Here is a 21,819-nt window from a genome sequence, read left to right as displayed (position 1 = left end):
GACGGGCAGCGCACTGAAATCAAATCAGCTAAGAACTCGCGATGTTGAATACCGAGTTCGGACCTTTCGGTGTGGGACGCGGCGCCTCGGGCGCAGCCGGCTCGGTGCGCCGATCGTGCAGGACCGACGGCACGCCCTCGCGCGAGCGCTGTTGATCGACGAGATCTTGCAACGACACCGAATCGAGGTACTCGACCATCTTCTGGTTCAGCGTCGACCAGAGCTCGTGCGTCATGCAATGGCCGTCGCTTTGCTTCGTGCCCTCGCATGAGCCCTTGCCACCGCACTGAGTGGCATCGAGCGGCTCGTCGACTGCGATGATGATGTCCGCGACCGTCACTTCGTTGGCCCTGCGGGCGAGGTTGTAACCGCCGCCCGGGCCGCGCACCGACTCGACGATCTCGTGGCGACGCAGCTTGCCGAACAGCTGTTCGAGATAGGACAGCGAGATCCGCTGGCGCTGGCTGATTCCAGCGAGCGTCACCGGCCCCTGATCCTGCCGGAGCGCCAAGTCGATCATCGCCGTGACGGCGAAACGCCCTTTCGTGGTGAGTCTCATGGTATTGGGGGGAAACCGCAATTCTTGACAATTGCGGTCAAGTATAAATACATGACATTTTTAGTCAAGTATCCCCTGCCGCCGAACAGGTCATTAGGGTACGAAGGACGCCCGAGCACGCAGGTGCGCGATCAGTCCGCGGCACGCCTCCTCGCATTGATCGAGCACTTGCTCGAAGCCTTCACCGCCGCCGAAGTAAGGGTCGGCCACCTCGCTGACCGCCGGCTGAGCGGCGAATTCCATCAAGAGCCGCAATTTCGGCTGATGCCGCGGCGGGCAAAGCCGGCGCAAATTACGGAGGTTTTCACCGTCCATCGCGAGCAGCAGATCGAACCGGTCGAAGTCTTCTTGGGCGACTTGCCTGGCTCTCAGCGCCGACAGATCATAACCGCGCCTCAGCGCGGCCGCCTGCGCACGTTCATCGGGCGCTTCCCCCACATGCCAGTCACCGGTGCCGGCGGAATCCACCAGGATGCGATCCCGCAGCCCCGCCGCGTCGATCTGCGCGCGCATGACCGCCTCGGCCGTGGGCGAACGGCAGATGTTTCCAAGACACACGAAACAGACGGAGACGGTGTTCATCATCGGCGGCGATAGAAAGGCGCCATTATAGAGGCGCCCCTCCTACGACGCTTGTGGCTTCCCGGCGCTCGAGGCGCGTTGCCCCACGGTGGCCGCGCTCTCGGTTCCAGTCCCGTCGATGAGCCCATAAGAGATCGTGCGAGCCAGCTCAGCGCTCACTTGCTCCGCCGCCAGCGGCTCATGCCGCGCTTTCTCGCCGTGCGCTTGCATCGCCGCCAGCGCGGCCAGCGTCACCGCCACGGCCACTGGCCAATAGACCGATATTCTCGTTTTCATCTTGCGCCCCTCGTTGCTGTGGGCGCGCACATGCGCGTCCGCGTTATATGAGAGGATTCTATAGATATCGTCTATTGAGACAAAGCCGCGAATAGCGAATTCAGCGTTGCGGTAGGATAAACAATCGTGCTACGACCCGGCGCTGCGGGGCGCGCGGTCGCCACCATGACTGCGTTGCGCGGCATAGAGCTCGCGGAACGTACGGCCGACGGGAGCGGGCATCTCGCGCGTCGCCGTCCACCCCTGCCCGAACGGCAGCCGCGAGATCGAGCGGCTGCGCCCACCCATCGTTTCGAGCACGCGAACGGCAAGCTTGGTGACCAGCCCGTAAAGCGCCGGCCGGACGGCGACGAATCCCCAGACGGCAAGCCCTATCCGTTCCGCGAGCGGCCGTAAATGCCGGTCCATTTGCTTTTCGCGCAACTTGCGCAAGAGGTCCGAAATCGGTATCCCGACCGGGCAGACACTGTTGCACTCGCCGCAAAGCGTGGCCGCCTGCGGCAGGTCGACCGCCTTGTCGAGCCCCACATAGCTCGGCGTGAGCACGGAGCCCATCGGGCCCGGATAGACCCAACCATAAGCGTGGCCGCCCACCTTCTGATAGACGGGACAGTGGTTCATGCAGGCGCCGCAGCGTATGCAGCGCAGCATCTCCTGAAATTCGCCGCCGATGAGACCGGTACGGCCACCATCGACGAGCAGGACGTACATATGCTCGGGGCCGTCGCCATCGCCCTCGGCGCGATGCCCGGTCAGCAGGGAAAAGTAATTCGACGTGGACTGCCCGGTCGCCGAGCGCGGCAGAAGCCGCATCGCGACCGCCAGGTCCTCGAGCGTCGGCAGCACTTTTTCGATGCCGGTCACGGCCACGTGCACGCGCGGCATGACCGTGCACATGCCCTCGTTGCCTTCGTTCGTGACGAGCACGACGGAGCCGGTTTCCGCGATCAGAAAATTGCCCCCGGTCACGCCCATGTCGGCCGACATGAAATGAGGTCGCAGGACGTCGCGCGCCTCGCGCGTCATCTGCGGAATTTCGGTGAGGCGCGCACGCGCGTGCGTTCGCGCGAACAGATCGGCGATCTCCTCCTTATCCTTGTGCACCACGGGCGCGATGATGTGGCTGGGAGGTTCGTTGTCGTTGATCTGCAGGATGTACTCGCCGAGGTCTGTCTCGATCGATTGCACGCCCATTTCACCGAGAACCGCGTTCAGGCGCATCTCCTCCGAGACCATCGATTTGGTCTTGATGACCTTCTTGACGTCGTGGCGACGCGCGATTTCGGCCACGAGCTGCGCCGCGTCGCGCGTCGTCTCGGCGTAAAGCACCGTCACCCCGCGACGCGTCGCCTCGCGCTCGAACGTCTCGAGCCAGACGTCGAGATCATCGAGCGCCCGGTTGCGGCGCACCTTGAGCTCCGCGCGCGTCGCCGGAAAATCAATCGACTCCATCGCCACCGCGCGCGCCGAAACGAACTTGGTCGACAGCTTCGTCAGGTTCTGCTGCAAACGCGCGTTGGCGAGACTCTCTTTCGCGCGCGCCTTGAAGTGCATCGATTGGACTTGCATGAAAGCACCGTATCGAAAAGACAAAAGGCAGAGGCGCGTCAGATGTCTTCCGCAAGCACCTGGGCGATGTGAAGCACGCGCGTGACTGTATCGCCCGTGCGCCGCAGACGGCCTTCGATGTTGAGGATACAGCCGAGATCCCCGAGCACGACCGTGTCCGCGCCGCTCGCACGGATGTTTTCGCACTTTTCGTCGACGATCGCCGTCGAGATATTGCCGTACTTGACCGCAAAGGTGCCGCCGAAGCCGCAGCAGTGCTCGCAGCCCTTCATCTCGTTGATCTCGACGCCCTTTTGCGCGAGCAAGGCCCGCGGCTCTAGTTTGACGCCGAGCTCGCGCAGCCCTGCGCACGAGTCGTGATAGGTGACGGGGCCCACGAAATGGCCGGGCGACAGCTCGACCTTCGCCACGTTCACGAGAAAGTCCGTCAGTTCATGAACCTTGGCGCGAAGGCGTCCATAACGTCCCATAAGCTCGGGATCGTCGGCGAAAAGATCGGCGTAGTGGACAGCGATCATGCCGCCGCAGGACCCGGACGGAACAACCACATAGTCGAACTGCTCGAACTCGCGCAGCATCTTCTCGGCCAGATCACGCGCGATGCGCCGCTCGCCCGAGTTGTAGGCGGGCTGCCCGCAGCAGGTCTGGGCGGGCGGCACAACCACCTCGAAGCCCGCCTGCTCGATCAGCTTGACGACCGAAAACCCGATTTCGGGGCGCATGAGGTCGATGAGGCAAGTGACGAACAATCCGACGCGCATGAGGGCTCCGTTGAGACGATCGCTGCCATTATCCGTCGATTGCGGCCGCTCGCGCGGGCAGCTCGCCAAAAAACGGTGCCGAACCAGCGTTCGAACAGCGTTCGCTTTTTTCACAATACGAGATACAATGACTTTTTGCTTTGCGTCATTCGATCCACGATGAGCGATACGAACCAGGACACCAAGACGTCGATCCAGGTCATCGAACGCATGATGCGCCTGCTGGACGCCCTTGCCGGTCACACCGATCCGGTCAGTCTCAAGGAGCTCGCACTGCGCACGGAGCTGCACCCGTCGACCGCGCACCGCATTCTCAACGACATGGTCACCTGCCGCCTGGTCGACCGTTCGGATCCGGGCACTTATCGGCTCGGCATGCGGTTGCTCGAGCTCGGCAATCTAGTCAAGGCCCGCCTCTCCGTGCGCGATGCGGCGCTCGCGCCGATGCGCGAGCTGCATCGTCTCACTGGGCAGACGGTCAACTTGTCAGTGCGCCAGGGCGACGAAATCGTCTACATCGAACGTGCCTACTCCGAGCGTTCCGGCATGCAGGTCGTGCGCGCGATCGGCGGCCGGGCCCCGCTGCACCTGACATCGGTCGGCAAGCTCTTCCTGGCGGCCGACGAGGCCCCGCGCGTGCGTGCTTATGCCACGCGCACGGGTCTTTCGGGGCACACTCAAAATAGCATCACGGACCTCGGACGGCTCGAGCGAGAGTTGCTGCAGGTGCGTCAGCAGGCTTGCGCCCGCGACAACGAAGAGCTCGAGCTCGGCGTGCGCTGCATCGCCGCCGGAATCTACGACGACACGGGCAAGCTCGTTGCCGGCCTCTCGCTGTCGGCTCCGGCAGACCGCCTGCAGGATGCGTGGCTCGGTCACCTGAGCCGCACCGCGCTCGTCATCTCCGAATCGCTCGGCTACCACCCCGAAGCGGTGAGCGCGACGGCCGGCAACGGCCACGACACTAAAGCGGCGAAAACCGCTTGAGCCACCGCTTCAGCCACGTCAGCCGGCCGAAAAAAAGCCCCGTCACTCGAACGGGGCTTTTTTCTGATCGCGACGGTGAAGCACCTCGTCACGTCCCTCCGCGCGGGCCTGCATCGGCGCTCGTAATTCGCTGATCGCCGCCGTTGTCGAGCCAGGTGCGCAGGCGCGTGGCGTCGGCGAAGCGCGAGTACTTGCCCGACGAATCGAGCAGCACCATGATCAGCGGCCGGCCCTGGATCGTCGCCTGCATCACGAGGCACTCGCCCGCTTCGTTGATGAAACCGGTCTTTTGCAGGCCGATCTCCCACGACGGATTGCGCACGAGCGCGTTGGTGCTGTTGTAGGCGATCTCACGCCGGCCCGTATCGACCGTATAGCTGCGATCCGTGGAGAACTTGCGGATCAGCGGATACTGATAGGCCGCGTCGACCATCTTCACGAGATCGCGCGCCGTCGAGACGTTATGGCTCGTGAGGCCGGTCGGGTTCTCGAAACGCGTGTCCGTCATGCCGAGCGCCTTCGCCTTGGCGTTCATCGCGGCGATGAACGCCGCGCGGCCGCCCGGATAGTAGCGCGACAGCGCGGCCGCGGCGCGATTTTCCGACGCCATCAGCGCGATGTGCAGCATATCCTCGCGCGACAGCACCGAGCCGACGGCGAGCCGCGAGCCGGTATGCTTCTCGTAGTCGCGATCCTCGTCCGTCACCTCGATCTCGTCCGTCAGCGGCATCTTGGAATCGAGGACGACCATCGCCGTCATCAGCTTCGTGATCGACGCGATGGGCACGACGGAGCGCGAGTTTTTGTCGAAGAGCGTTTCGGACGTGTTCTGGTCGATCACGTAAGCGACGTTCGAGCGCAGCGCGAGTCCTTCCGGCCCCTCTTGCAGCTTGAACGCCTGGCCGGTCGCCGGCAGGCGCGATTCGAAGGCGACCCGGCGCATCGCGCCGTGACGCCCGTGCACCCTCAGGGTGTACGAAACGCGCTTCTTGCGTGTTTTCTCGTCCGCGAGGGCGGCGGGCTTTTCGGCACTCGCGGCTTCTTTGGCCGCGGCGTGTCGGATCTTGTGCGCTTTCTTCGCGAGGGAGGGCTTGGTCTGAGCGGCGTCGGTCGAGCTGGGCGCGGCAAGCGCGTCGGTCGGGGCCGCGAAGACCGCGGCGGCGAGCAGGGAAGCAGTCACCGAGACGACTCTGGTAAGCGCCACGTCTTGCATCACTTTGAGCGACGAAAACAGAGCGGTTTTCATTGGTGTTCTTAAAACGGGTGGCGAGAGACGGAAGGTTCCGGCAAGTGTAGTAAAGGTATTAAAAATAAGCAATCTGAAGCACTTACCGGCGGTCCTTGAAGCAAATTGTAGGTGCTGGCAGGCAGAATCGGCTGCCGCGCACGCGCGATTTCAGCATGCGACAAAACGCGGGTTCGCTATGGGGCGATAGCCACATAACGGCGCATTTCACGCAAACTTGAACGAAAAATGACAGCATCGGCCCGCCACGGACGCGGGCGCCGCGAGGCGGGCGCCACGACGGCGATCGGCCGCGATGCGCCCTTCGGACTGCATTGCTCGTCGGAGCCGACTCAACGCGCGGCGGCGACCTTGCGTTGACGTCGAGTCGATGCGCGCACAAAGTGCGGCGGGAGCGTGGGCGCGATCGTATCACGAGACTGGTGCACGAGGGCGAAGCACTGCCGCATTTTTTCCCGGAAAGCGAGCGTTTGCTCGGCCAAAATTACCGTCATGCCGTTGTTTTTACGTGGAAACCCTAACATTGTGCAATGCACAAAAATGCGCTTGACATTTGGGCAAGTGAGCCTAAAATAGGATCCGTTGTTGCGACGCACAAAACGCGTCGGCTAGACGACGCGATCAAAGTTTTGCCATTCCACCCCCCGGTCTGCGCCAGACAGGCCGACTATCAGGAGCGAAAACATGACTCTGCTGACACCTGAGCAATTCGCGGCAGCCCAGAAGGCCAACCTCGAAGCGCTGTTCGGCCTCACGAACAAGGCGTTCGAAGGCATCGAGAAGCTGGTCGAGTTGAACGTGCAAGTCGTCAAGTCGACGATCGCGGAAGGCCAGGAAAACGCGCAGCGTGCGCTGTCCGTGAAGGATGCGCAGGAATTCCTCGCGCTGCAAGCGAGCATCGCGCAGCCCGCGGCTGAGAAGGTCCTGTCGTACGGCCGTCATCTCTATGAGATCGCATCGGCCACGCAAGCCGAATTCGCGCGCGTCGCGGAAGCGCAGTACGAAGAGCAGAACCGCAAGGTGCAGGCGCTCGTCGACAACATCGGCAAGAACGCTCCCGCCGGCTCGGAAACGGCTGTTGCCGTGATGAAGTCCGCGATCACGGCCGCCAACACCACGTACGAAACGGTCCACAAGGCGACGAAGCAAGCCGTCGAGATCGCCGAAAGCAACTTCAACGCGGCCGCCACGGCTGCACAAAAGGCCGCTCAACAAGCCGCTTCGGCTTCGCGCGCGGCAGCGAAAAAGCCTGTTGCCTGAGAGTCGTGACGGAACCGAGGGCTGAACTCCGGCCCTCCCCGCACGAAAAAACGGCGCGCTTCCCAATGGAAGCGCGCCGTTTTTGCTTTTGCATGCGTTACGGCGGGCGCCGCGATCCACCGAGCGCCCGTCGCGCCGAAAACTTGACGACCCAATCGGGCGGCGGCCAAGCCTTCGCGCGCCGCTTCACTTCTTGCGCTGCGGCGGCAGGTCGGTGCAGACCCCTTCGTAAAGCTCGGCGGCCATGCCGATCGATTCGCCGAGCGTCGGGTGCGGATGGATCGTGCGGCCGATGTCGGTGGCATCCGCCCCCATCTCGATGGCAAGACACACTTCGCTGATCAGATCGCCGGCGTTGAGGCCGACGATCCCGCCGCCGATGACGCGATGCGTCTCTTCGTCGAAGATCAGCTTCGTGAAGCCCTCGTCCCGGCCGTTCGCGATCGCCCGGCCCGAGGCGGCCCAGGGGAAGACGGCCTTGCCGAATTTGATGCCCTCGGCCTTGCACTGGTCCTCGGTCTTTCCGGCCCAAGCGACCTCCGGGTCGGTATAGGCCACGGACGGGATCTGCAGCGCGTCAAAATAAGCCTTTTCACCATGCGCCGCTTCCGCCGCGACGTGCCCTTCGTGCACCGCCTTGTGGGCGAGCATCGGCTGCCCGACGATGTCGCCGATCGCGAAGATGTGCGGCACGTTGGTACGCATCTGCTTGTCGACCTCGATGAAGCCGCGATCGGTCACCGCGATCCCCGCCTTGTCGGCACCGATTTTCTTGCCGTTCGGGCTGCGTCCGACCGCGACGAGTACGAGGTCGTAGCGCTGCGCCTGCGCTGGCGCGCTCTCGCCTTCGAACTTGACGTAGATGCCGTCGGACTTCGCTTCGGCCGACGTCGTCTTGGTCTTCAGCATGACGTTGGCGAAATGCCTGGCGCTGTACTTCTGCCAGACCTTCACGAGGTCGCGATCGGCGCCCAGCATAAGGCCGTCGAGCATCTCGACGACGTCGATCTTGGCGCCGAGCGTCGCATAGACCGTCGCCATTTCGAGTCCGATGATGCCGCCGCCGACGACGAGCATCCGCTGCGGAATCTGCGGCAGCTCGAGCGCGCCCGTCGAGTCGATGACGCGCGGGTCGTCGGGCATGAACGGCAGCTTCACGGCTTGCGAACCGGCCGCGACGATCGCCTGCTTGAAGCGGACGACCTTCTTGCCGCTTTCGCCCTGGACTTCCATATGGTGCGGGTCGACGAACGAGCCGACACCGGTCACGACCTCGACCTTGCGCGCTTTCGCCATGCCCGCCAAGCCCGTCGTCAGCTTCTTGACGACGCCGGACTTGAACGAGCGCAGCTTCGGAAGGTCGATCTTCGCCTCCCCGAACATGATGCCGTGCTCGGCGAGCTCGCCGACTTCGTCCATGATCAGCGCCGTGTGCAGCAGCGCCTTCGACGGAATGCAGCCGACGTTCAGGCACACGCCGCCGAGCGTCGGATAGCGCTCGACGAGTACCGTCTTCATGCCGAGATCGGCCGAGCGGAAGGCCGCCGAGTAGCCACCGGGCCCCGCGCCGAGCACGACCATGTCGCACTCGATGTCGACGTTACCCGTGTAGCTGCCTGCGGCAGGCGCCGCAGCCGGCTGTGAGCGCGGCGGTTCGGCACGCGTGGGAGCCGGGGCGGCGGCCGGCGCGGGCGATGGCGCCGCGGGCGCCGGCTTCGCCGCACCGGCGCCAACGCTTACTTCGACGAGCGCGATGACGGTGCCCTGCGAGACCTTGTCGCCGGCCTTGATTCTCACTTCCTTCACCGTGCCGGCGGCATCGCTCGGCACCTCCATCGACGCCTTGTCGGACTCGAGCGTCAGCAGCGACTGCTCCTTTTCGATGACGTCGCCAGCCTTGATGTTGACCTCGATGACATCGACGTCCTTGAAATCGCCGATATCCGGCACTTTCACTTCGACGAGACTCATTCACGTCCCCTTCTTGTTAGCGCCGGCGATCAAAGGATCACGCGCCGGAAATCGGCGAGCAGCGAGGTGAGATAGGCGTTGAAGCGCGCGGCCTCGGCGCCGTCGATGACACGATGGTCGTACGACAGCGAAAGCGGCAGCGTGAGCCGCGGGGCGAACTGCTTGCCGTCCCAGACGGGCTTCATCGCGCCGCGCGAAAGACCGAGGATCGCCACTTCGGGCGCATTGATGATCGGCGTGAAATGCGTGCCGCCGATGCCGCCCAGCGACGAAATCGAGAAGCAGCCGCCTTGCATCTGATCGGGCTTGAGCTTGCCTTCGCGCGCGAGCTTCGAGAGCTCGGCCATCTCCTTGGCGATCTCGATGAGTCCCTTCTTGTCCGCGTCGCGGATCACAGGAACGACGAGCCCGTTCGGCGTATCGGCCGCAAAGCCGACGTGGTAGTACTGCTTGTAGACGAGATTGTCGCCATCGAGGCTCGCGTTGAACGTCGGGAACTTCTTCAACGCGGCCACGACGGCCTTGATCACGAACGCGAGCATCGTGACCTTGACGCCCGCCTTCTCGTTTTCCTTGTTGAGCTGAACGCGCAGCGCCTCGAGCTCGGTGATGTCGGCCTCGTCGTTGTTCGTGACGTGCGGAATCATCACCCAGTTGCGGTGCAGGTTCGCGCCCGAAATCTTCTTGATGCGCGAAAGCGGCTTGGCCTCGATCGGGCCGAACTTCGTGAAGTCGATCTTCGGCCAGGGCAGCAGGTTCAGGTCGCCGCCCGCGGACGGCGCGCCCGCGGGTACGCCGGCCGGCGCGCGCTGTCCCGTCATCACGCCCTTCACGAACGCTGTCACGTCTTCCTGAGTAATGCGGCCTTTCGGGCCCGTGCCCGGCACGAGCGCCACATCGACGCCGAGATCGCGCGCGAACTTGCGCACCGAGGGCGACGCATGGCTCGGCCGGCGCACGCCGCCCTCTCCCGCCGGAATCAGCGGAGCCTGCGCGAGCGCGGACGGCGGCGTGGGCGCCTTGTGCGCCAGGTCGGGACGCGGCGAATCGGAGGGCTCTTCCACCTTCCTCTGGGGCGCGGCGGCCGGGGCCGGCGCCGCTTCGGCACCCGCGCCTCCGGATTCGAGCAGCAGAATCACGGAACCTTCGGAGACGGTGTCGCCCACCTTCACCTTCAGATCCTTGACGACGCCGTCGGCCGGGCTTGGTACATCCATCGTCGCCTTGTCGGATTCGAGCGTGATGAGCGATTGCTCCTTCTGCACGCGATCGCCGACTTTTACGGCGATCTCGATGACAGGGATGTCCTTGAAGTCGCCGATGTCGGGCACTTTGACTTCCTGGACCGCGCCGCCGGCCGGCGCGGCGGCCGCCGGAGCCGGCGCGGCGGCCGGTGCCGCCGCCGGCGCGGGGGAAGGCGCGGCCGCGCCGTTGCCTTGCGCGGGCTTGGCGGCCCCTGCCGCGCCGCCTTCGAGCAGCACGATCAACGTGCCCTCCGAGACGGTGTCGCCCTGCTTCACTCGGATTTCCTTGACGGTGCCGGCCGCGGGGCTCGGCACGTCCATCGTCGCCTTGTCCGACTCGAGCGTGATGAGGGACTGCTCCGGCTCGACGGTATCGCCCGGTTTCACGAGGATGTCGATGACGGGTACGTCCTTGAAATCGCCGATGTCCGGCACCTTGACTTCGATCGCTTGACTCATTTGTTGGTGTCTCCAGGGCACACGCGCGTGAAGCCGCCTTTCGGGCGGCTCACGCACGCGTCGGATCGCGCGAAGGCGATGCCTTAAACGGTCATCGGGTTGGGTTTGTTGGGGTCGAGGCGGTACTTCGCGAGCGCGTCGGCCACGACCTTGCGCTCGATGGTACCTTCATCGGCCAGCGCGTTCAGCGCGGCGACGGTGACCCAGTAACGGTCGACTTCGAAGAAGTGACGCAGCTTCTCGCGCGTGTCGGAGCGGCCGAAGCCGTCGGTGCCGAGCACGACGAAGCGCCGCGGCACATAAGCGCGGATCTGGTCGGCCAGCGCCCGCACGTAGTCCGTCGAAGCGACGATGGGGCCCTGCGTATCGTTCAGCAGCGTTTCAACGTGCGAAAGCTTGCGCGGCTCCGTCGGGTGCAGCAGGTTCCAGCGCGACACTTCCTGGCCCTCGCGCGCGAGCTCGGTGAAGCTCGGCACGCTCCAGATGTCGGCGGCCACGCCCCAGTCGTTCTTCAGCAAATCGGCCGCGGCGATCACTTCGTTGAGGATCGTGCCCGCGCCCATGAGTTGCACGCGCGGCGCCTTGCCCGAGCCGTCGGCCTTCTTGAGCGAGTACATGCCTTTGATGATGTGAGCGGCCACGTCGTCACCCTCGGGAATCGCCGGGTGCTCGTAGTTCTCGTTCATCACCGTGACGTAGTAGAACACGTCCTCCTGCTCCTGAACCATCCGGCGCAGGCCGTCTTGCATGATGACCGCGAGCTCGAAGCCGAACGTCGGATCGTAGCTGACGCAGTTCGGCACCGACGACGCCCACAGCAGCGAATGGCCGTCCTCGTGCTGCAGGCCTTCGCCGTTCAGCGTCGTGCGGCCCGACGTGCCGCCGAGCAGGAAGCCGCGCGAACGCATGTCGCCGGCCGCCCAGATCAGATCGCCGATGCGCTGGAAGCCGAACATCGAGTAGAAGACGTAGAACGGCACCATGATCTCGCCGTGCGTCGAATACGACGTCGCCGCGGCGATCCAGTCGCACATCCCGCCCGCCTCGTTGATCCCTTCCTGCAGGATCTGGCCGGTCTCGGATTCCTTATAGAACATCAGCTGATCGGAATCCTCGGGCACATACTTCTGGCCGTCCTGGTTCCAGATGCCGATTTGGCGGAAGAGACCCTCCATGCCGAACGTGCGCGACTCGTCGGGCACGATCGGCACGACGCGCTTGCCGAGCGCTTTGTCCTTCAGCAGGATGTTGAGGATCCGCACGAACGCCATCGTCGTCGAGATCTCGCGGCCTTCGCCCGTGCCCTTCAGGAGCGGCTCGAACGCCGAGAGCGGCGGCACGGGCAGCGACTCGGCCGCCTTTTGACGGCGCGCCGGCAGATAGCCGCCGAGCTCCTCGCGCCGGGCGCGCATGTACTCGAGCTCCTTCGAGCCTTCCTCGAACTTGAGGTACGGCACGTCGACGATCTGCTCGTCGGAGATCGGGAGCCGGAACTGGTCTCGGAATGCCTTGAGCTGATCCACCTGCATCTTCTTCTGCTGGTGGGTGATGTTCATTGCCTGGCCGGCCTCGCCCATGCCGTAGCCCTTGATCGTCTTCGCGAGGATGACGGTCGGCTGGCCCTTGTGATGCGTGGCCGCGTGGAACGCCGCATAGATCTTGTGCGGATCGTGGCCGCCGCGGTTCAGGTTCCAGATGTCGTCGTCGGACCAATCGGCGACGAGCGCCTTCAACTCCGGCGTGTTGAAGAAGTGCTCGCGCACGAAGGCGCCCGACTCGGACTTGTACGTCTGATACTCGCCGTCGACGACTTCCATCATCCGGCGCATCAGGGCACCCGTCTTGTCGCGCGCAAAGAGCGCGTCCCAGCGGCTGCCCCAGATGACCTTGACGACGTTCCAGCCCGCGCCGCGGAATTCCGACTCGAGCTCCTGAATGATCTTGCCGTTGCCGCGCACCGGGCCGTCGAGGCGCTGCAAGTTGCAGTTGACGACGAACACGAGATTGTCGAGCCGCTCACGGCCCGCCATGCCGATCGCGCCGAGCGATTCGGGCTCGTCGGTCTCGCCGTCGCCGAGGAACGCCCAGACCTTGCGGCCCTCCGCGTTGACGATGCCGCGCGCCTGCAGATACTTCATGAAGCGCGCCTGGTAGATCGCCATGATCGGGCCGAGGCCCATCGAGACGGTCGGGAACTGCCAGAAGTCGGGCATGAGCCACGGGTGCGGATACGACGAGATGCCCTCGCCGCCCACCTCCTGGCGGAAGTTGTCGAGCTGCGTTTCGGTCAGCCGGCCGAGCAGGAACGCGCGCGCATAGATGCCGGGCGACGAGTGGCCTTGCGCGAACACGAGGTCGCCGCCGTGCTTGTCCGACGGCGCGTGCCAGAAATGATTGAAGCCGACGTCGTAGAGCGTCGCGGCCGAGGCGAACGAAGCGATGTGGCCGCCGACGTTCGTGTGCTTGCCCGCGCGCAGCACCATGGCGATCGCGTTCCAGCGCGTGTAGGAGCGGATGCGGTGCTCGATGTCCTGGTCGCCGGGAATCTTCGCCTGATTCGGGACCGGAATGGTGTTGATGTACGGGGTGTTGGCCGAGAACGGCAGATGCTCGCCATGCACGCGGGCAAACTCGATCTGCTTTTCGATCAGGTAGTGCGCACGGTTCGGGCCGACGGCGGAGATCACGCCCTCCAGTGCCTCGAGCCATTCGCCGGTTTCCTGGGGATCGTCGTCTTTATCGGCGGCGACATACTTCATGACTTCGTCGGGCACAGCGGACATTCTCGTCTCCTGGTAGGAAATGCTCTTCGAACAGACGACGCGAGCCGGTTCGGCCGCGGCAGTTGTGGGCGATTGTAATGACCCCAGACGCCACCGCGCAACGAATTTTTCGAATTACGAGATCATTTCTCATAATGCGGAATATTGTTGCAACGCACATCGAACGGCACGCAGATGAACCGCAAATCGGACCTTTCCCGAGGTAGCCCCACGATCGGAAGACGATCGAATTGACAGTCGTTGCTTGCTGTTTTACGCCAATTGGCCCTGCGGCGCTGCGCTACAATTCGAGCCATGTTGACCGATCGGCTTTTCGCACGCTCGGCGCGGCCGTCCGGTGCCCGGGCGGACTCGGCGCCGTCCCGCTGGCACCACGGACCGTGGTGGTCCAATTCCTATTTGCTGACGCCGCTCCTCTCGATCCTGGTGTTCCTCGTCGTGATGAGCCTCATCCTCTGGAGCTTGAACCGGCGCGAGCAGCAGCAGCAGGAGGACACGCTCTTTCGCAACGTGGCGTGGGCCCAGCAGCAGATCCGCCTGTCCATGACGGGCGCGCAGGAACAATTGCAGGGCGTGGCACGCGATCTCGCGGCCGGTCACGAGGAGGAACGCTCGTTTCAGACGTCGACGGCCGACATCATGCAGGCGCATCCCGAGATCGTCTATCTGAACTGGTACACGAGCGGAAAGACGCTGCACTGGCCGGACATGGCGCCGCCGCTCGCGGGGCAGCGTTTCGCGCGGCTCACGGACGCGCAGATGGACATGGCCGTCACCGCCGCTTTCGGCGAGGCCCGCAGCACACGGCGCCAGGTCTACTCGCCGCTCATCTACGACGATCTCGGCAACGGCTACCTGACGCTGCAAACGCCCGTTTATCGCGATCGCGAGTTTCTCGGCTCGATTGCCGCCGTGTTCTCGATCGAAGGGATTTTGAAGCACGACATTCCGCCCGAGCTTTCGGCGAAATACAAGATTTCGCTGCTCGACGCGGACAACCGGGAGCTCTCGACGACGTCGACGCGCCCGCGCCTGCCGCGCGACATTTTCTACGATCTGCCGCTCGACCCGCCGGGCCAAGGGCTGACCGTGCGCGTCTACGCGTTTCCGCAGATCACGAACTTCACGAACAACACGCTCGTGTGGCTCGTGGCGGGGCTGTCGTGCTTCGTGCTCTGGAGTCTCTGGAGTCTCTGGAAGCACACGCGCCAGCGCTTCGAGGCACAGCAGGCGCTGTATGCGGAGGCGTTCTTCAGGCGCGCGATGGAGAACTCGGTGCTGATCGGCATGCGCGTGCTCGACATGCACGGGCGGATTACGCACGTGAACCCCGCGTTCTGCCGGATGACGGGCTGGGACGAGAGCGACCTCGTCGGCAAGACGCCGCCGTTTCCCTACTGGCCGCGCGACTCCTATCCCGAGATGCAGCGTCAGATCGACATGACGTTGCGCGGCAAGGCGCCCTCCTCGGGTTTCGAATTGCGCGTGCGCCGCAAGGACGGCTCGATCTTCCATGCACGGCTTTACGTCTCGCCGCTCATCGACAGCTCGGGACGGCAAACCGGCTGGATGTCGTCGATGACCGACATCACGGAGCCCAAGCGCGCGCGCGAAGAGCTCGCCGCGGCCCACGAGCGGTTCACGACCGTGCTGGAAAGCCTCGACGCCGCCGTTTCGGTGCTCGCCGCCGACGAAGCCGAGCTGCTGTTCGCGAACCGTTATTACCGGCACCTTTTCGGCATTCGGCCCGACGGGCACCTCGAGCTCGCGGGCGGCGGCGGCTTCGATTCGACGCAGGCGTCTTCGGACTCGATCGATATGGTCGATACCTATGCCGGGCTGCCGGCCGCCGCGCTGACCGAAGGCACGGCCGACGCGCAGGAAGTCTACGTCCAGAGCATTCAGAAGTGGTTCGAGGTGCGCCGCCAGTACATCCAGTGGGTCGACGGCCATCTCGCGCAGATGCAGATCGCCACCGACATCACGACGCGCAAGCAGGCGCAGGAGCTCGCGCGTCAACAGGAAGAGAAGCTGCAGTTCACGAGCCGCCTCATGACGATGGGCGAGATGGCTTCCTCGCTCGCGCACGAGCTCAATCAGCCGCTCGCCGCGATCAACAACTACTGCTCGGGCACGGTGGCGCTCGTCAAGGCCGGTCGCACGACGCCCGATACCCTCTTGCCCGTGCTCGAGAAGACGGCGCAGCAGGCCGTGCGCGCGGGCATGATCATCAAGCGAATCCGCGAGTTCGTGAAGCGCAGCGAGCCGAAGCGCCAGGCCGCTCGCGTCTCCGACATCGTCGCCGACGCGGTGGGCCTCGCCGAAATCGAGACCCGCAAGCGCCGAATTCGGATCGTGACGGAAATCCGCTCACGGCTGCCGGTCATCTATGTCGACCCGGTCCTCATCGAGCAGGTGCTCGTCAACCTGCTCAAGAACGCCGCCGAAGCGATGCACGGCGCGCGGCCGAACGCCGTCGATCCGGCAATCCGAATCGTCGTCCGGCTGGATGCCGGGTTCGTCTGCATCAGCGTGATCGATCAGGGCCCGGGCGTCGATGAAGCCGCCATCGAGCGCCTTTTCGAGCCGTTTTTCAGCACGAAGTCGGACGGCATGGGCATGGGGCTCAACATCTGCCGATCGATCATCGAATCGCATCGCGGACGCCTGTGGGTCGTCAACAACATCGATGCCGACGGAAAGGTTACAGGCGCCACGTTTCACGTTAGTCTGCCGATCGGCGAACCAGCCGATCATAACCAAGGCGGGTCCGAGGCACAGAGACCGCAAACTGTCACGGGAGAACTATGAGCAGCCCAGTCACCACTCAGGAAACCGTCTTTGTCGTCGACGACGACGAGGCCGTGCGCGATTCGCTGCGTTGGCTGCTGGAGGCGAACGGCTATCGGGTGCAGTGCTTCACGAGCGCCGAACAGTTCCTCGACGCCTATCAGCCCGCTCAGCACCCGGGCCAGATCGCCTGCCTGATTCTCGACGTGCGCATGTCCGGCATGAGCGGCCTCGAGCTGCAGGAACGGCTCATTACCGAGAACGCCTCGCTGCCGATCATCTTCGTGACCGGACACGGCGATGTGCCGATGGCCGTCTCGACGATGAAAAAAGGCGCGATGGATTTCATCGAGAAGCCGTTCGACGAGGCCGAGCTCCGCAAGCTCGTCGAGCGGATGCTCGAGAAGGCGCGCAGCGAGAGCACCACGGTCCAGCAACAGCGGGCGGCCGCCGAGCGGCTCTCGAAGTTGACGGCGCGCGAACATCAGGTGCTCGAGCGCATCATCGCCGGGCGCCTCAACAAGCAGATCGCCGATGACCTCGGGATCAGCATCAAGACCGTCGAGGCGCACCGGGCGAACATCATGGAAAAGCTCAACGTCAACACGGTCGCCGACCTGCTGCGACTCGCGCTGTCGAACAAGCCGCAGCAACAGTAGGCGCCGGGCGAAACGCCACGCGCGGCGTTTCGCTGCATCGTCTCGCCCCTCCAAGCTTCGCTGCCTCGCCGGTTGGACTGCCAGTCGGGCCAATAGCCCGGCGGTATAATTTTTCCTTTGTCCCGACCGACCATCCATGACAGCCCAATTGATCGACGGCATCGCCCTTTCCAAGACTCTGCGCGCTGAAGTCGCGACGCGCGCCGCGGCGCTCGCGGCGCGCGGACACAAGCCGGGCCTTGCCGTCGTACTCGTCGGGGACAACCCCGCGAGCGAAGTCTATGTGCGCAACAAGGTGAAGGCCTGCGAAGACAATGGCATCCACTCGTCGTACGACCGCTATCCGGCGACGCTTTCCGAGGCCGCGCTGCTTGCGCGCATCGACGAGCTCAATCGCGATCCGCAAATCCACGGGATCCTCGTTCAACTGCCGCTGCCGCCGCACATCGACAGCCATAAAGTCATCGAGGCGATCGCTCCCGAAAAGGACGTGGACGGCTTTCATATTGCGAACGCCGGCGCGCTGCTGACGGGCAAGCCCCTCTTTCGACCCTGCACGCCGTACGGCGTCATGAAGATGTTCGAAGCGAACGGCATCGCGCTGAAAGGCGCAAACGCCGTCGTGATCGGCCGCTCGAACATCGTCGGCAAACCGATGGCGCTGCTGCTGCTCGAGGCCGGCGCGACGGTCACCATCTGTCACAGCAAGACGCGCGATCTCGCGGCGCACACGCGGGCAGCTGATGTCATCGTCGCGGCAACGGGTCGGCGGAATATCGTGACGGCCGATATGGTGAAGCCCGGGGCCGTCGTCATCGACGTCGGGATGAACCGCGACGAGGCCGGCAAGCTATGCGGCGACGTCGATTTCGCGGCGGTACGCGATGTAGCTGGCTTCATCACGCCGGTGCCCGGCGGCGTCGGCCCGATGACGATCACGATGCTGCTCGTCAATACCATCGAAGCGGCCGAGCGCATGGCGGCGTCGGCCGAAGCGAAACGGGTCTAGGCTTTCGAGCGAAAACGGCGCGCGCCGCTGGAAATCTCGCGCGGCGTCCCAAACTGGTGATTCGGGTGCATGATGCCCGTTATCCCATCCACGACAGACAGGAAGCTCCATGGCCCAGCAAACGTCTCATCCGACCGAAGCGCAGGAACCGTCGAACGCGTCGGGCAACCCGTTGCTCGACTTCTCGGGCCTGCCGCGCTTCGGAGAAATCCGCCCCGAACACGTCACGCCCGCGCTCGACGTACTGCTCGCCGATGCGAAAGCGGCCATTGAACATGCGGTCGACCCGCAAACGCCCGCCGGCTGGTCCGACGTCATCGACGCCACCGAGCGCGCGACCGAGCCGCTCTCGCGCGCCTGGAGCGTGGTCGGCCACCTCAATGCCGTCGCCGATACGCCCGAGCTGCGCGCAACCTACTCCGAAAACCTGCCGCGCGTGACCGAGTTCTGGTCGAGCGTCGGCCAAAACCTCGCGCTGTTCGAGAAGTACAAGGCGATCGCGGCGAGCGCCGAGTACGCGACGCTCAACGTCGAGCGCAAGAAGATTCTCGAAAACGCGCTGCGTGATTTCCGGCTGTCGGGCGCCGAGCTGCCCGAGGAAAGCAAGCCGCGCTTCAGCGAGTTGCAGGAGCGGCAGGCCGCGCTCGCGAAGGCGTTCTCCGATCATGTGCTGGACTCGACGAACGCCTACGCCTATATCGCCAAGTCCGAGGCCGAGCTCGCCGGACTGCCCGAAGACGTCGTCGAAGCCGCGCGCCAGGCCGCGCAGGCGGCAGGCGCCGAGGGCTGGAAGTTCACGCTGCATTTCCCGTCGTACTTCCCCGTGATGCAGTACGCCGCTCACCGCCCGATGCGCGAGGCGATGTACCGGGCCTATGTCACGCGGGCGTCGGAGCTCGGCGGCGCATACGGCGCGGGCAAGTCCGAATGGGACAACACCGAGATCATGGCCGAGCTGCTGAAGCTGCGCCGCGAAGAGGCTCAGATGCTCGGCTACCGCAACTTCGCCGAAGTCTCACTCGTGCCGAAGATGGCCGATTCGCCCGATCAGGTGGTGGCATTCCTCGACGATCTCGCGCAACGCGCACGCCCGTACGCCGAAGAGGATTGGCGCGAGCTGCGCGAATTCGCCGCGAGCGAGCTGGGCTTGGCGCAGCTCGAACCGTGGGACGTCGCGTTCGCGAGCGAGCGCCTGCGCGAGAAGCGCTACGCATTCTCCGAAAACGAGGTCAAGCAATACTTCCCCGAGCCCGTCGTGCTGAACGGTCTCTTCCGGGTGGCGGAGTCGCTTTTTGGCGTCTCGATCCGCCGTGACGAAGCGCCTGTCTGGCACTCTGACGTCCGCTTCTTCCGTGTCGAGAATCGCGACGGCTCGCTCGTCGCCCAGTTCTATCTCGATCTCTATGCGCGCGAAGGCAAGCGCGGCGGCGCCTGGATGGACGACGCGCGCTCGCGTCACAGGACCGAGCACGGCGTACAAACGCCCGTCGCCTACCTCACCTGCAATTTTTCGGCGCCCGTGGGCGGCAAGCCTGCGTGCTTCACGCACGATGAAGTCATCACGCTCTTCCATGAGTTCGGGCACGGGCTGCATCACATGCTGACGCGCGTCGAAGAACTCGCGGTGTCGGGCATCAACGGCGTCGAATGGGATGCGGTCGAACTGCCATCGCAATTCATGGAGAACTTCTGTTGGGAGTGGGATGTGCTCACGGGCATGACGTCTCACGTCGATTCCGGCGCCGCCCTGCCCCGCGAGCTTTTCGACAAAATGCTCGCAGCCAAGAACTTCCAGAGCGGGCTCGGCATGTTGCGGCAGATCGTGTTTTCGATCTTCGATATGCGCCTGCATACGGACTTCGATGCGGCCGGCTCAGGTGCGACCGGCTCAGGCGCGGCCGCCGCGCGCAGCGCGAACGATCTCGCACGCGAGATCAACGAACGCTACCACGTGATTCCGCAGGCACCGTTCTCGCGGTGGCCGAACACGTTCAGTCACATTTTCGCGGGCGGCTACGCGGCCGGCTATTACAGCTACAAGTGGGCGGAAGTGCTTTCCGCCGATGCTTATGCCGCGTTCGAAGATGCCGCGCGCGCGGCGAATGGCAGCGTGCTCGATTCGGACACGGGCCGCCGCTATCGTCGCGAGATCCTCGAAGTAGGCGGTAGCCGGCCGGCAATGGAGTCGTTCAAGGCGTTCCGCGGCCGCGCGCCGACGATCGACGCGCTCCTGCGGCACAACGGCATGGCCGGCGCGCCGTCGGCGCATTGATGGCGGCGCGGCGCCGGCGCACAGTGTCGGCGCGCGCACGGCGCCGCCGGCGCGCGCCTCGCGGCAAGTTCGCATGGCCTCAGCGATGCAGCTTGAAGTCGACTTCGGCTGGCCGCCCTTCGATCGATAGCGAGGCGCGAGCGGCAGGCGCGCGCGCGATCACGCGGCCACGCCGAATGACGGCGAGCCTCGCCGCGCGCAACCTGATCGCCTCGACCGGATCGCGAGCGTCGAGCAGCACGCAGTCGGCCCGACAACCCACCGCGATCCCATAGTCCTGTAAGCCGAGAATGCGCGCAGGGTTCACCGTGACGGCATCGAACGCGGCACGCATCGCCGCTTGTCCCGTCATCTGCGCGACGTGCAAGCCCATGTGGGCCACTTCGAGCATGTCGCCCGACCCGAGGCTGTACCAAGGGTCCATCACGCAATCGTGGCCGAACGCCACGTCGATACCGGCCGCCATCATTTCCGGCACGCGTGTCATGCCGCGTCGCTTCGGATATGTGTCGGCGCGGCCTTGAAGCGTAATGTTGATGAGCGGATTCGCAATGGCGGCCACGCCCGATTCGCGCATCAGCGGCAGCAGCTTGCTCACGTAGTAGTTATCCATCGAATGCATCGACGTGAGATGCGAGCCGGTCACGCGACCGTGAAGTCCGAGCCGGACTGTCTCGGCGCATAGCGTCTCGATGTGGCGCGATAGCGGATCGTCCGATTCGTCGCAGTGCATGTCGACCGGCAGGCCTTTGTCGGCGGCGAACTCGCACAGCATGCGCACCGATTGCGCGCCATCGGCCATGGTGCGCTCGAAGTGCGGGATGCCGCCCACTACATCCACACCCATGGCAATCGCACGCTTGAGGTTTTCAAAGGCGCCTGCGCTACGCAGCAGCCCGTCTTGCGGGAATGCGACGAGTTGTAAGTCGAGGTAGGGCGCGACACGGCGCTTGACTTCGAGCAACGCTTCGACTGCCAGGAGGCGCTCGTCGCAGACATCGACATGCGAGCGGATCGCGAGCAATCCTCGAGCGACGGCCCAATCGCAATACTCGAGCGCCCGTTCGATCAGGGCTTCCTGCGTCAGGTGCGGCTTCAGCTCACCCCACAACGCAATGCCTTCGAGCAGGGTTCCCGATTGGTTCGCGCGCGGCAGACCGTACGAGAGCGTCGCGTCCATGTGGAAATGCGCGTCGACGAACGGCGGCGTGACGAGCGAGCCCGCGGCATCGATCTCGTCACGGGCCGACACGGCGAGGTGGCGTTCGATAGCCGCGATGCCCCCGCCCGCTATGCCGATGTCGACCAGCGTGTCCCGTCCCGCGACGTGTGAAGGCAATGCAGCGCGACGAATGATCAGGTCCAGCATCAGCGACTCCTCGCTCGTTGATT

At 64.5% G+C, this 21,819-nt stretch carries 16 protein-coding genes; 6 read left to right on the top strand and 10 right to left on the bottom strand.

Going from position 1 to position 21,819, the window contains the following annotated elements:
* Window positions 1–28 precede the first annotated feature (28 nt).
* From iscR to AB4Y31_RS05155, 5 genes are all read right to left on the bottom strand, one after another.
* On the bottom strand, window positions 29–559 hold the full coding sequence (gene iscR, locus AB4Y31_RS05175) for a Fe-S cluster assembly transcriptional regulator IscR (RefSeq protein ID WP_018440224.1): 531 nt from the start codon (window positions 557–559) through the stop codon (window positions 29–31).
* 93 nt (window positions 560–652) lie between these two features.
* Window positions 653–1,141 (bottom strand): low molecular weight protein-tyrosine-phosphatase, encoded by a 489-nt coding sequence (locus AB4Y31_RS05170; RefSeq protein WP_368673453.1) that lies wholly within the window; start codon window positions 1,139–1,141, stop codon window positions 653–655.
* 42 nt (window positions 1,142–1,183) lie between these two features.
* The gene (locus AB4Y31_RS05165; RefSeq protein WP_368672978.1) at window positions 1,184–1,417 is read right to left on the bottom strand and encodes a hypothetical protein; all 234 of its coding nucleotides are present in this window, start codon (window positions 1,415–1,417) and stop codon (window positions 1,184–1,186) included.
* Between the two features lie 129 nt (window positions 1,418–1,546).
* On the bottom strand, window positions 1,547–2,986 hold the full coding sequence (locus AB4Y31_RS05160; RefSeq protein ID WP_368672977.1) for a lactate utilization protein B: 1,440 nt from the start codon (window positions 2,984–2,986) through the stop codon (window positions 1,547–1,549).
* A gap of 38 nt (window positions 2,987–3,024) precedes the next feature.
* The gene (locus AB4Y31_RS05155; RefSeq protein WP_368672976.1) at window positions 3,025–3,747 is read right to left on the bottom strand and encodes a (Fe-S)-binding protein; all 723 of its coding nucleotides are present in this window, start codon (window positions 3,745–3,747) and stop codon (window positions 3,025–3,027) included.
* 159 nt (window positions 3,748–3,906) lie between these two features.
* Between AB4Y31_RS05155 and AB4Y31_RS05150 the strand changes: the two genes are divergently transcribed.
* Entirely contained in the window at window positions 3,907–4,734 is an 828-nt protein-coding gene (locus tag AB4Y31_RS05150; RefSeq protein ID WP_018440229.1) for an IclR family transcriptional regulator, read from the top strand.
* A gap of 88 nt (window positions 4,735–4,822) precedes the next feature.
* Here AB4Y31_RS05150 and pbpG read toward each other — a convergent pair whose 3' ends face one another.
* Window positions 4,823–5,980, bottom strand: coding sequence for a D-alanyl-D-alanine endopeptidase (gene pbpG, locus AB4Y31_RS05145; protein ID WP_368672975.1), 1,158 nt, complete (start codon window positions 5,978–5,980; stop codon window positions 4,823–4,825).
* Between the two features lie 684 nt (window positions 5,981–6,664).
* On the opposite strand from pbpG, the gene AB4Y31_RS05140 reads away from it, so the two are divergent.
* On the top strand, window positions 6,665–7,240 hold the full coding sequence (locus tag AB4Y31_RS05140) for a phasin family protein (RefSeq protein ID WP_018440232.1): 576 nt from the start codon (window positions 6,665–6,667) through the stop codon (window positions 7,238–7,240).
* A 186-nt stretch (window positions 7,241–7,426) separates the two neighbouring features.
* On the opposite strand, the gene lpdA is transcribed toward AB4Y31_RS05140, so the two are convergent.
* From lpdA to aceE, 3 genes are all read right to left on the bottom strand, one after another.
* Window positions 7,427–9,211, bottom strand: coding sequence for a dihydrolipoyl dehydrogenase (gene lpdA, locus AB4Y31_RS05135; protein WP_368672974.1), 1,785 nt, complete (start codon window positions 9,209–9,211; stop codon window positions 7,427–7,429).
* Window positions 9,212–9,240: 29 nt separating this feature from the next.
* Window positions 9,241–10,914 carry a dihydrolipoyllysine-residue acetyltransferase gene (gene aceF, locus AB4Y31_RS05130; protein WP_368672973.1) on the bottom strand — a complete coding sequence of 558 codons (1,674 nt, stop codon included), beginning with the start codon at window positions 10,912–10,914 and terminating at the stop codon, window positions 9,241–9,243.
* 83 nt (window positions 10,915–10,997) lie between these two features.
* A complete protein-coding gene (gene aceE / locus AB4Y31_RS05125) occupies window positions 10,998–13,697 on the bottom strand; it encodes a pyruvate dehydrogenase (acetyl-transferring), homodimeric type (protein WP_368672972.1) in 2,700 nt (899 codons plus the stop codon).
* A gap of 294 nt (window positions 13,698–13,991) precedes the next feature.
* Here aceE and fixL point away from each other — a divergent pair, with 294 nt between their 5' ends.
* From fixL to AB4Y31_RS05105, 4 genes are all read left to right on the top strand, one after another.
* A complete protein-coding gene (gene fixL, locus AB4Y31_RS05120; protein ID WP_018440236.1) occupies window positions 13,992–16,508 on the top strand; it encodes an oxygen sensor histidine kinase FixL in 2,517 nt (838 codons plus the stop codon).
* Complete coding sequence (gene fixJ / locus AB4Y31_RS05115) at window positions 16,505–17,146, top strand: oxygen response regulator transcription factor FixJ (RefSeq protein WP_368672971.1); 642 nt, start codon at window positions 16,505–16,507, stop codon at window positions 17,144–17,146. Before fixL ends, fixJ begins: the two co-directional genes overlap by 4 nt.
* Window positions 17,147–17,282: 136 nt before the next feature.
* Window positions 17,283–18,155 (top strand): bifunctional methylenetetrahydrofolate dehydrogenase/methenyltetrahydrofolate cyclohydrolase FolD, encoded by an 873-nt coding sequence (folD, locus tag AB4Y31_RS05110; RefSeq protein WP_368672970.1) that lies wholly within the window; start codon window positions 17,283–17,285, stop codon window positions 18,153–18,155.
* A gap of 109 nt (window positions 18,156–18,264) precedes the next feature.
* The gene (locus AB4Y31_RS05105; RefSeq protein WP_368672969.1) at window positions 18,265–20,427 is read left to right on the top strand and encodes a M3 family metallopeptidase; all 2,163 of its coding nucleotides are present in this window, start codon (window positions 18,265–18,267) and stop codon (window positions 20,425–20,427) included.
* 79 nt (window positions 20,428–20,506) lie between these two features.
* On the opposite strand, the gene AB4Y31_RS05100 is transcribed toward AB4Y31_RS05105, so the two are convergent.
* Window positions 20,507–21,793: an amidohydrolase family protein gene (locus tag AB4Y31_RS05100; RefSeq protein WP_368673452.1), complete on the bottom strand. Its 1,287-nt coding sequence runs from the start codon at window positions 21,791–21,793 to the stop codon at window positions 20,507–20,509.
* Window positions 21,794–21,819 lie beyond the last annotated feature (26 nt).

Source organism: Trinickia sp. EG282A (assembly GCF_040965455.1).
Taxonomy (GTDB): domain Bacteria; phylum Pseudomonadota; class Gammaproteobacteria; order Burkholderiales; family Burkholderiaceae; genus Trinickia; species Trinickia symbiotica.
This window is presented reverse-complemented; position numbering and strand designations above follow the sequence as displayed.

What these genes read in the sequence shown, in the direction of transcription:
- iscR (WP_018440224.1), bottom strand. Translation starts at nt 559, where the DNA reads ATGAGACTCACCACGAAAGGGCGTTTCGCCGTCACGGCGATGATCGAC.
- AB4Y31_RS05170 (WP_368673453.1), bottom strand. Translation starts at nt 1,141, where the DNA reads ATGAACACCGTCTCCGTCTGTTTCGTGTGTCTTGGAAACATCTGCCGT.
- AB4Y31_RS05165 (WP_368672978.1), bottom strand. Translation starts at nt 1,417, where the DNA reads ATGAAAACGAGAATATCGGTCTATTGGCCAGTGGCCGTGGCGGTGACG.
- AB4Y31_RS05160 (WP_368672977.1), bottom strand. Translation starts at nt 2,986, where the DNA reads ATGCAAGTCCAATCGATGCACTTCAAGGCGCGCGCGAAAGAGAGTCTC.
- AB4Y31_RS05155 (WP_368672976.1), bottom strand. Translation starts at nt 3,747, where the DNA reads ATGCGCGTCGGATTGTTCGTCACTTGCCTCATCGACCTCATGCGCCCC.
- AB4Y31_RS05150 (WP_018440229.1), top strand. Translation starts at nt 3,907, where the DNA reads ATGAGCGATACGAACCAGGACACCAAGACGTCGATCCAGGTCATCGAA.
- pbpG (WP_368672975.1), bottom strand. Translation starts at nt 5,980, where the DNA reads ATGAAAACCGCTCTGTTTTCGTCGCTCAAAGTGATGCAAGACGTGGCG.
- AB4Y31_RS05140 (WP_018440232.1), top strand. Translation starts at nt 6,665, where the DNA reads ATGACTCTGCTGACACCTGAGCAATTCGCGGCAGCCCAGAAGGCCAAC.
- lpdA (WP_368672974.1), bottom strand. Translation starts at nt 9,211, where the DNA reads ATGAGTCTCGTCGAAGTGAAAGTGCCGGATATCGGCGATTTCAAGGAC.
- aceF (WP_368672973.1), bottom strand. Translation starts at nt 10,914, where the DNA reads ATGAGTCAAGCGATCGAAGTCAAGGTGCCGGACATCGGCGATTTCAAG.
- aceE (WP_368672972.1), bottom strand. Translation starts at nt 13,697, where the DNA reads ATGTCCGCTGTGCCCGACGAAGTCATGAAGTATGTCGCCGCCGATAAA.
- fixL (WP_018440236.1), top strand. Translation starts at nt 13,992, where the DNA reads ATGTTGACCGATCGGCTTTTCGCACGCTCGGCGCGGCCGTCCGGTGCC.
- fixJ (WP_368672971.1), top strand. Translation starts at nt 16,505, where the DNA reads ATGAGCAGCCCAGTCACCACTCAGGAAACCGTCTTTGTCGTCGACGAC.
- folD (WP_368672970.1), top strand. Translation starts at nt 17,283, where the DNA reads ATGACAGCCCAATTGATCGACGGCATCGCCCTTTCCAAGACTCTGCGC.
- AB4Y31_RS05105 (WP_368672969.1), top strand. Translation starts at nt 18,265, where the DNA reads ATGGCCCAGCAAACGTCTCATCCGACCGAAGCGCAGGAACCGTCGAAC.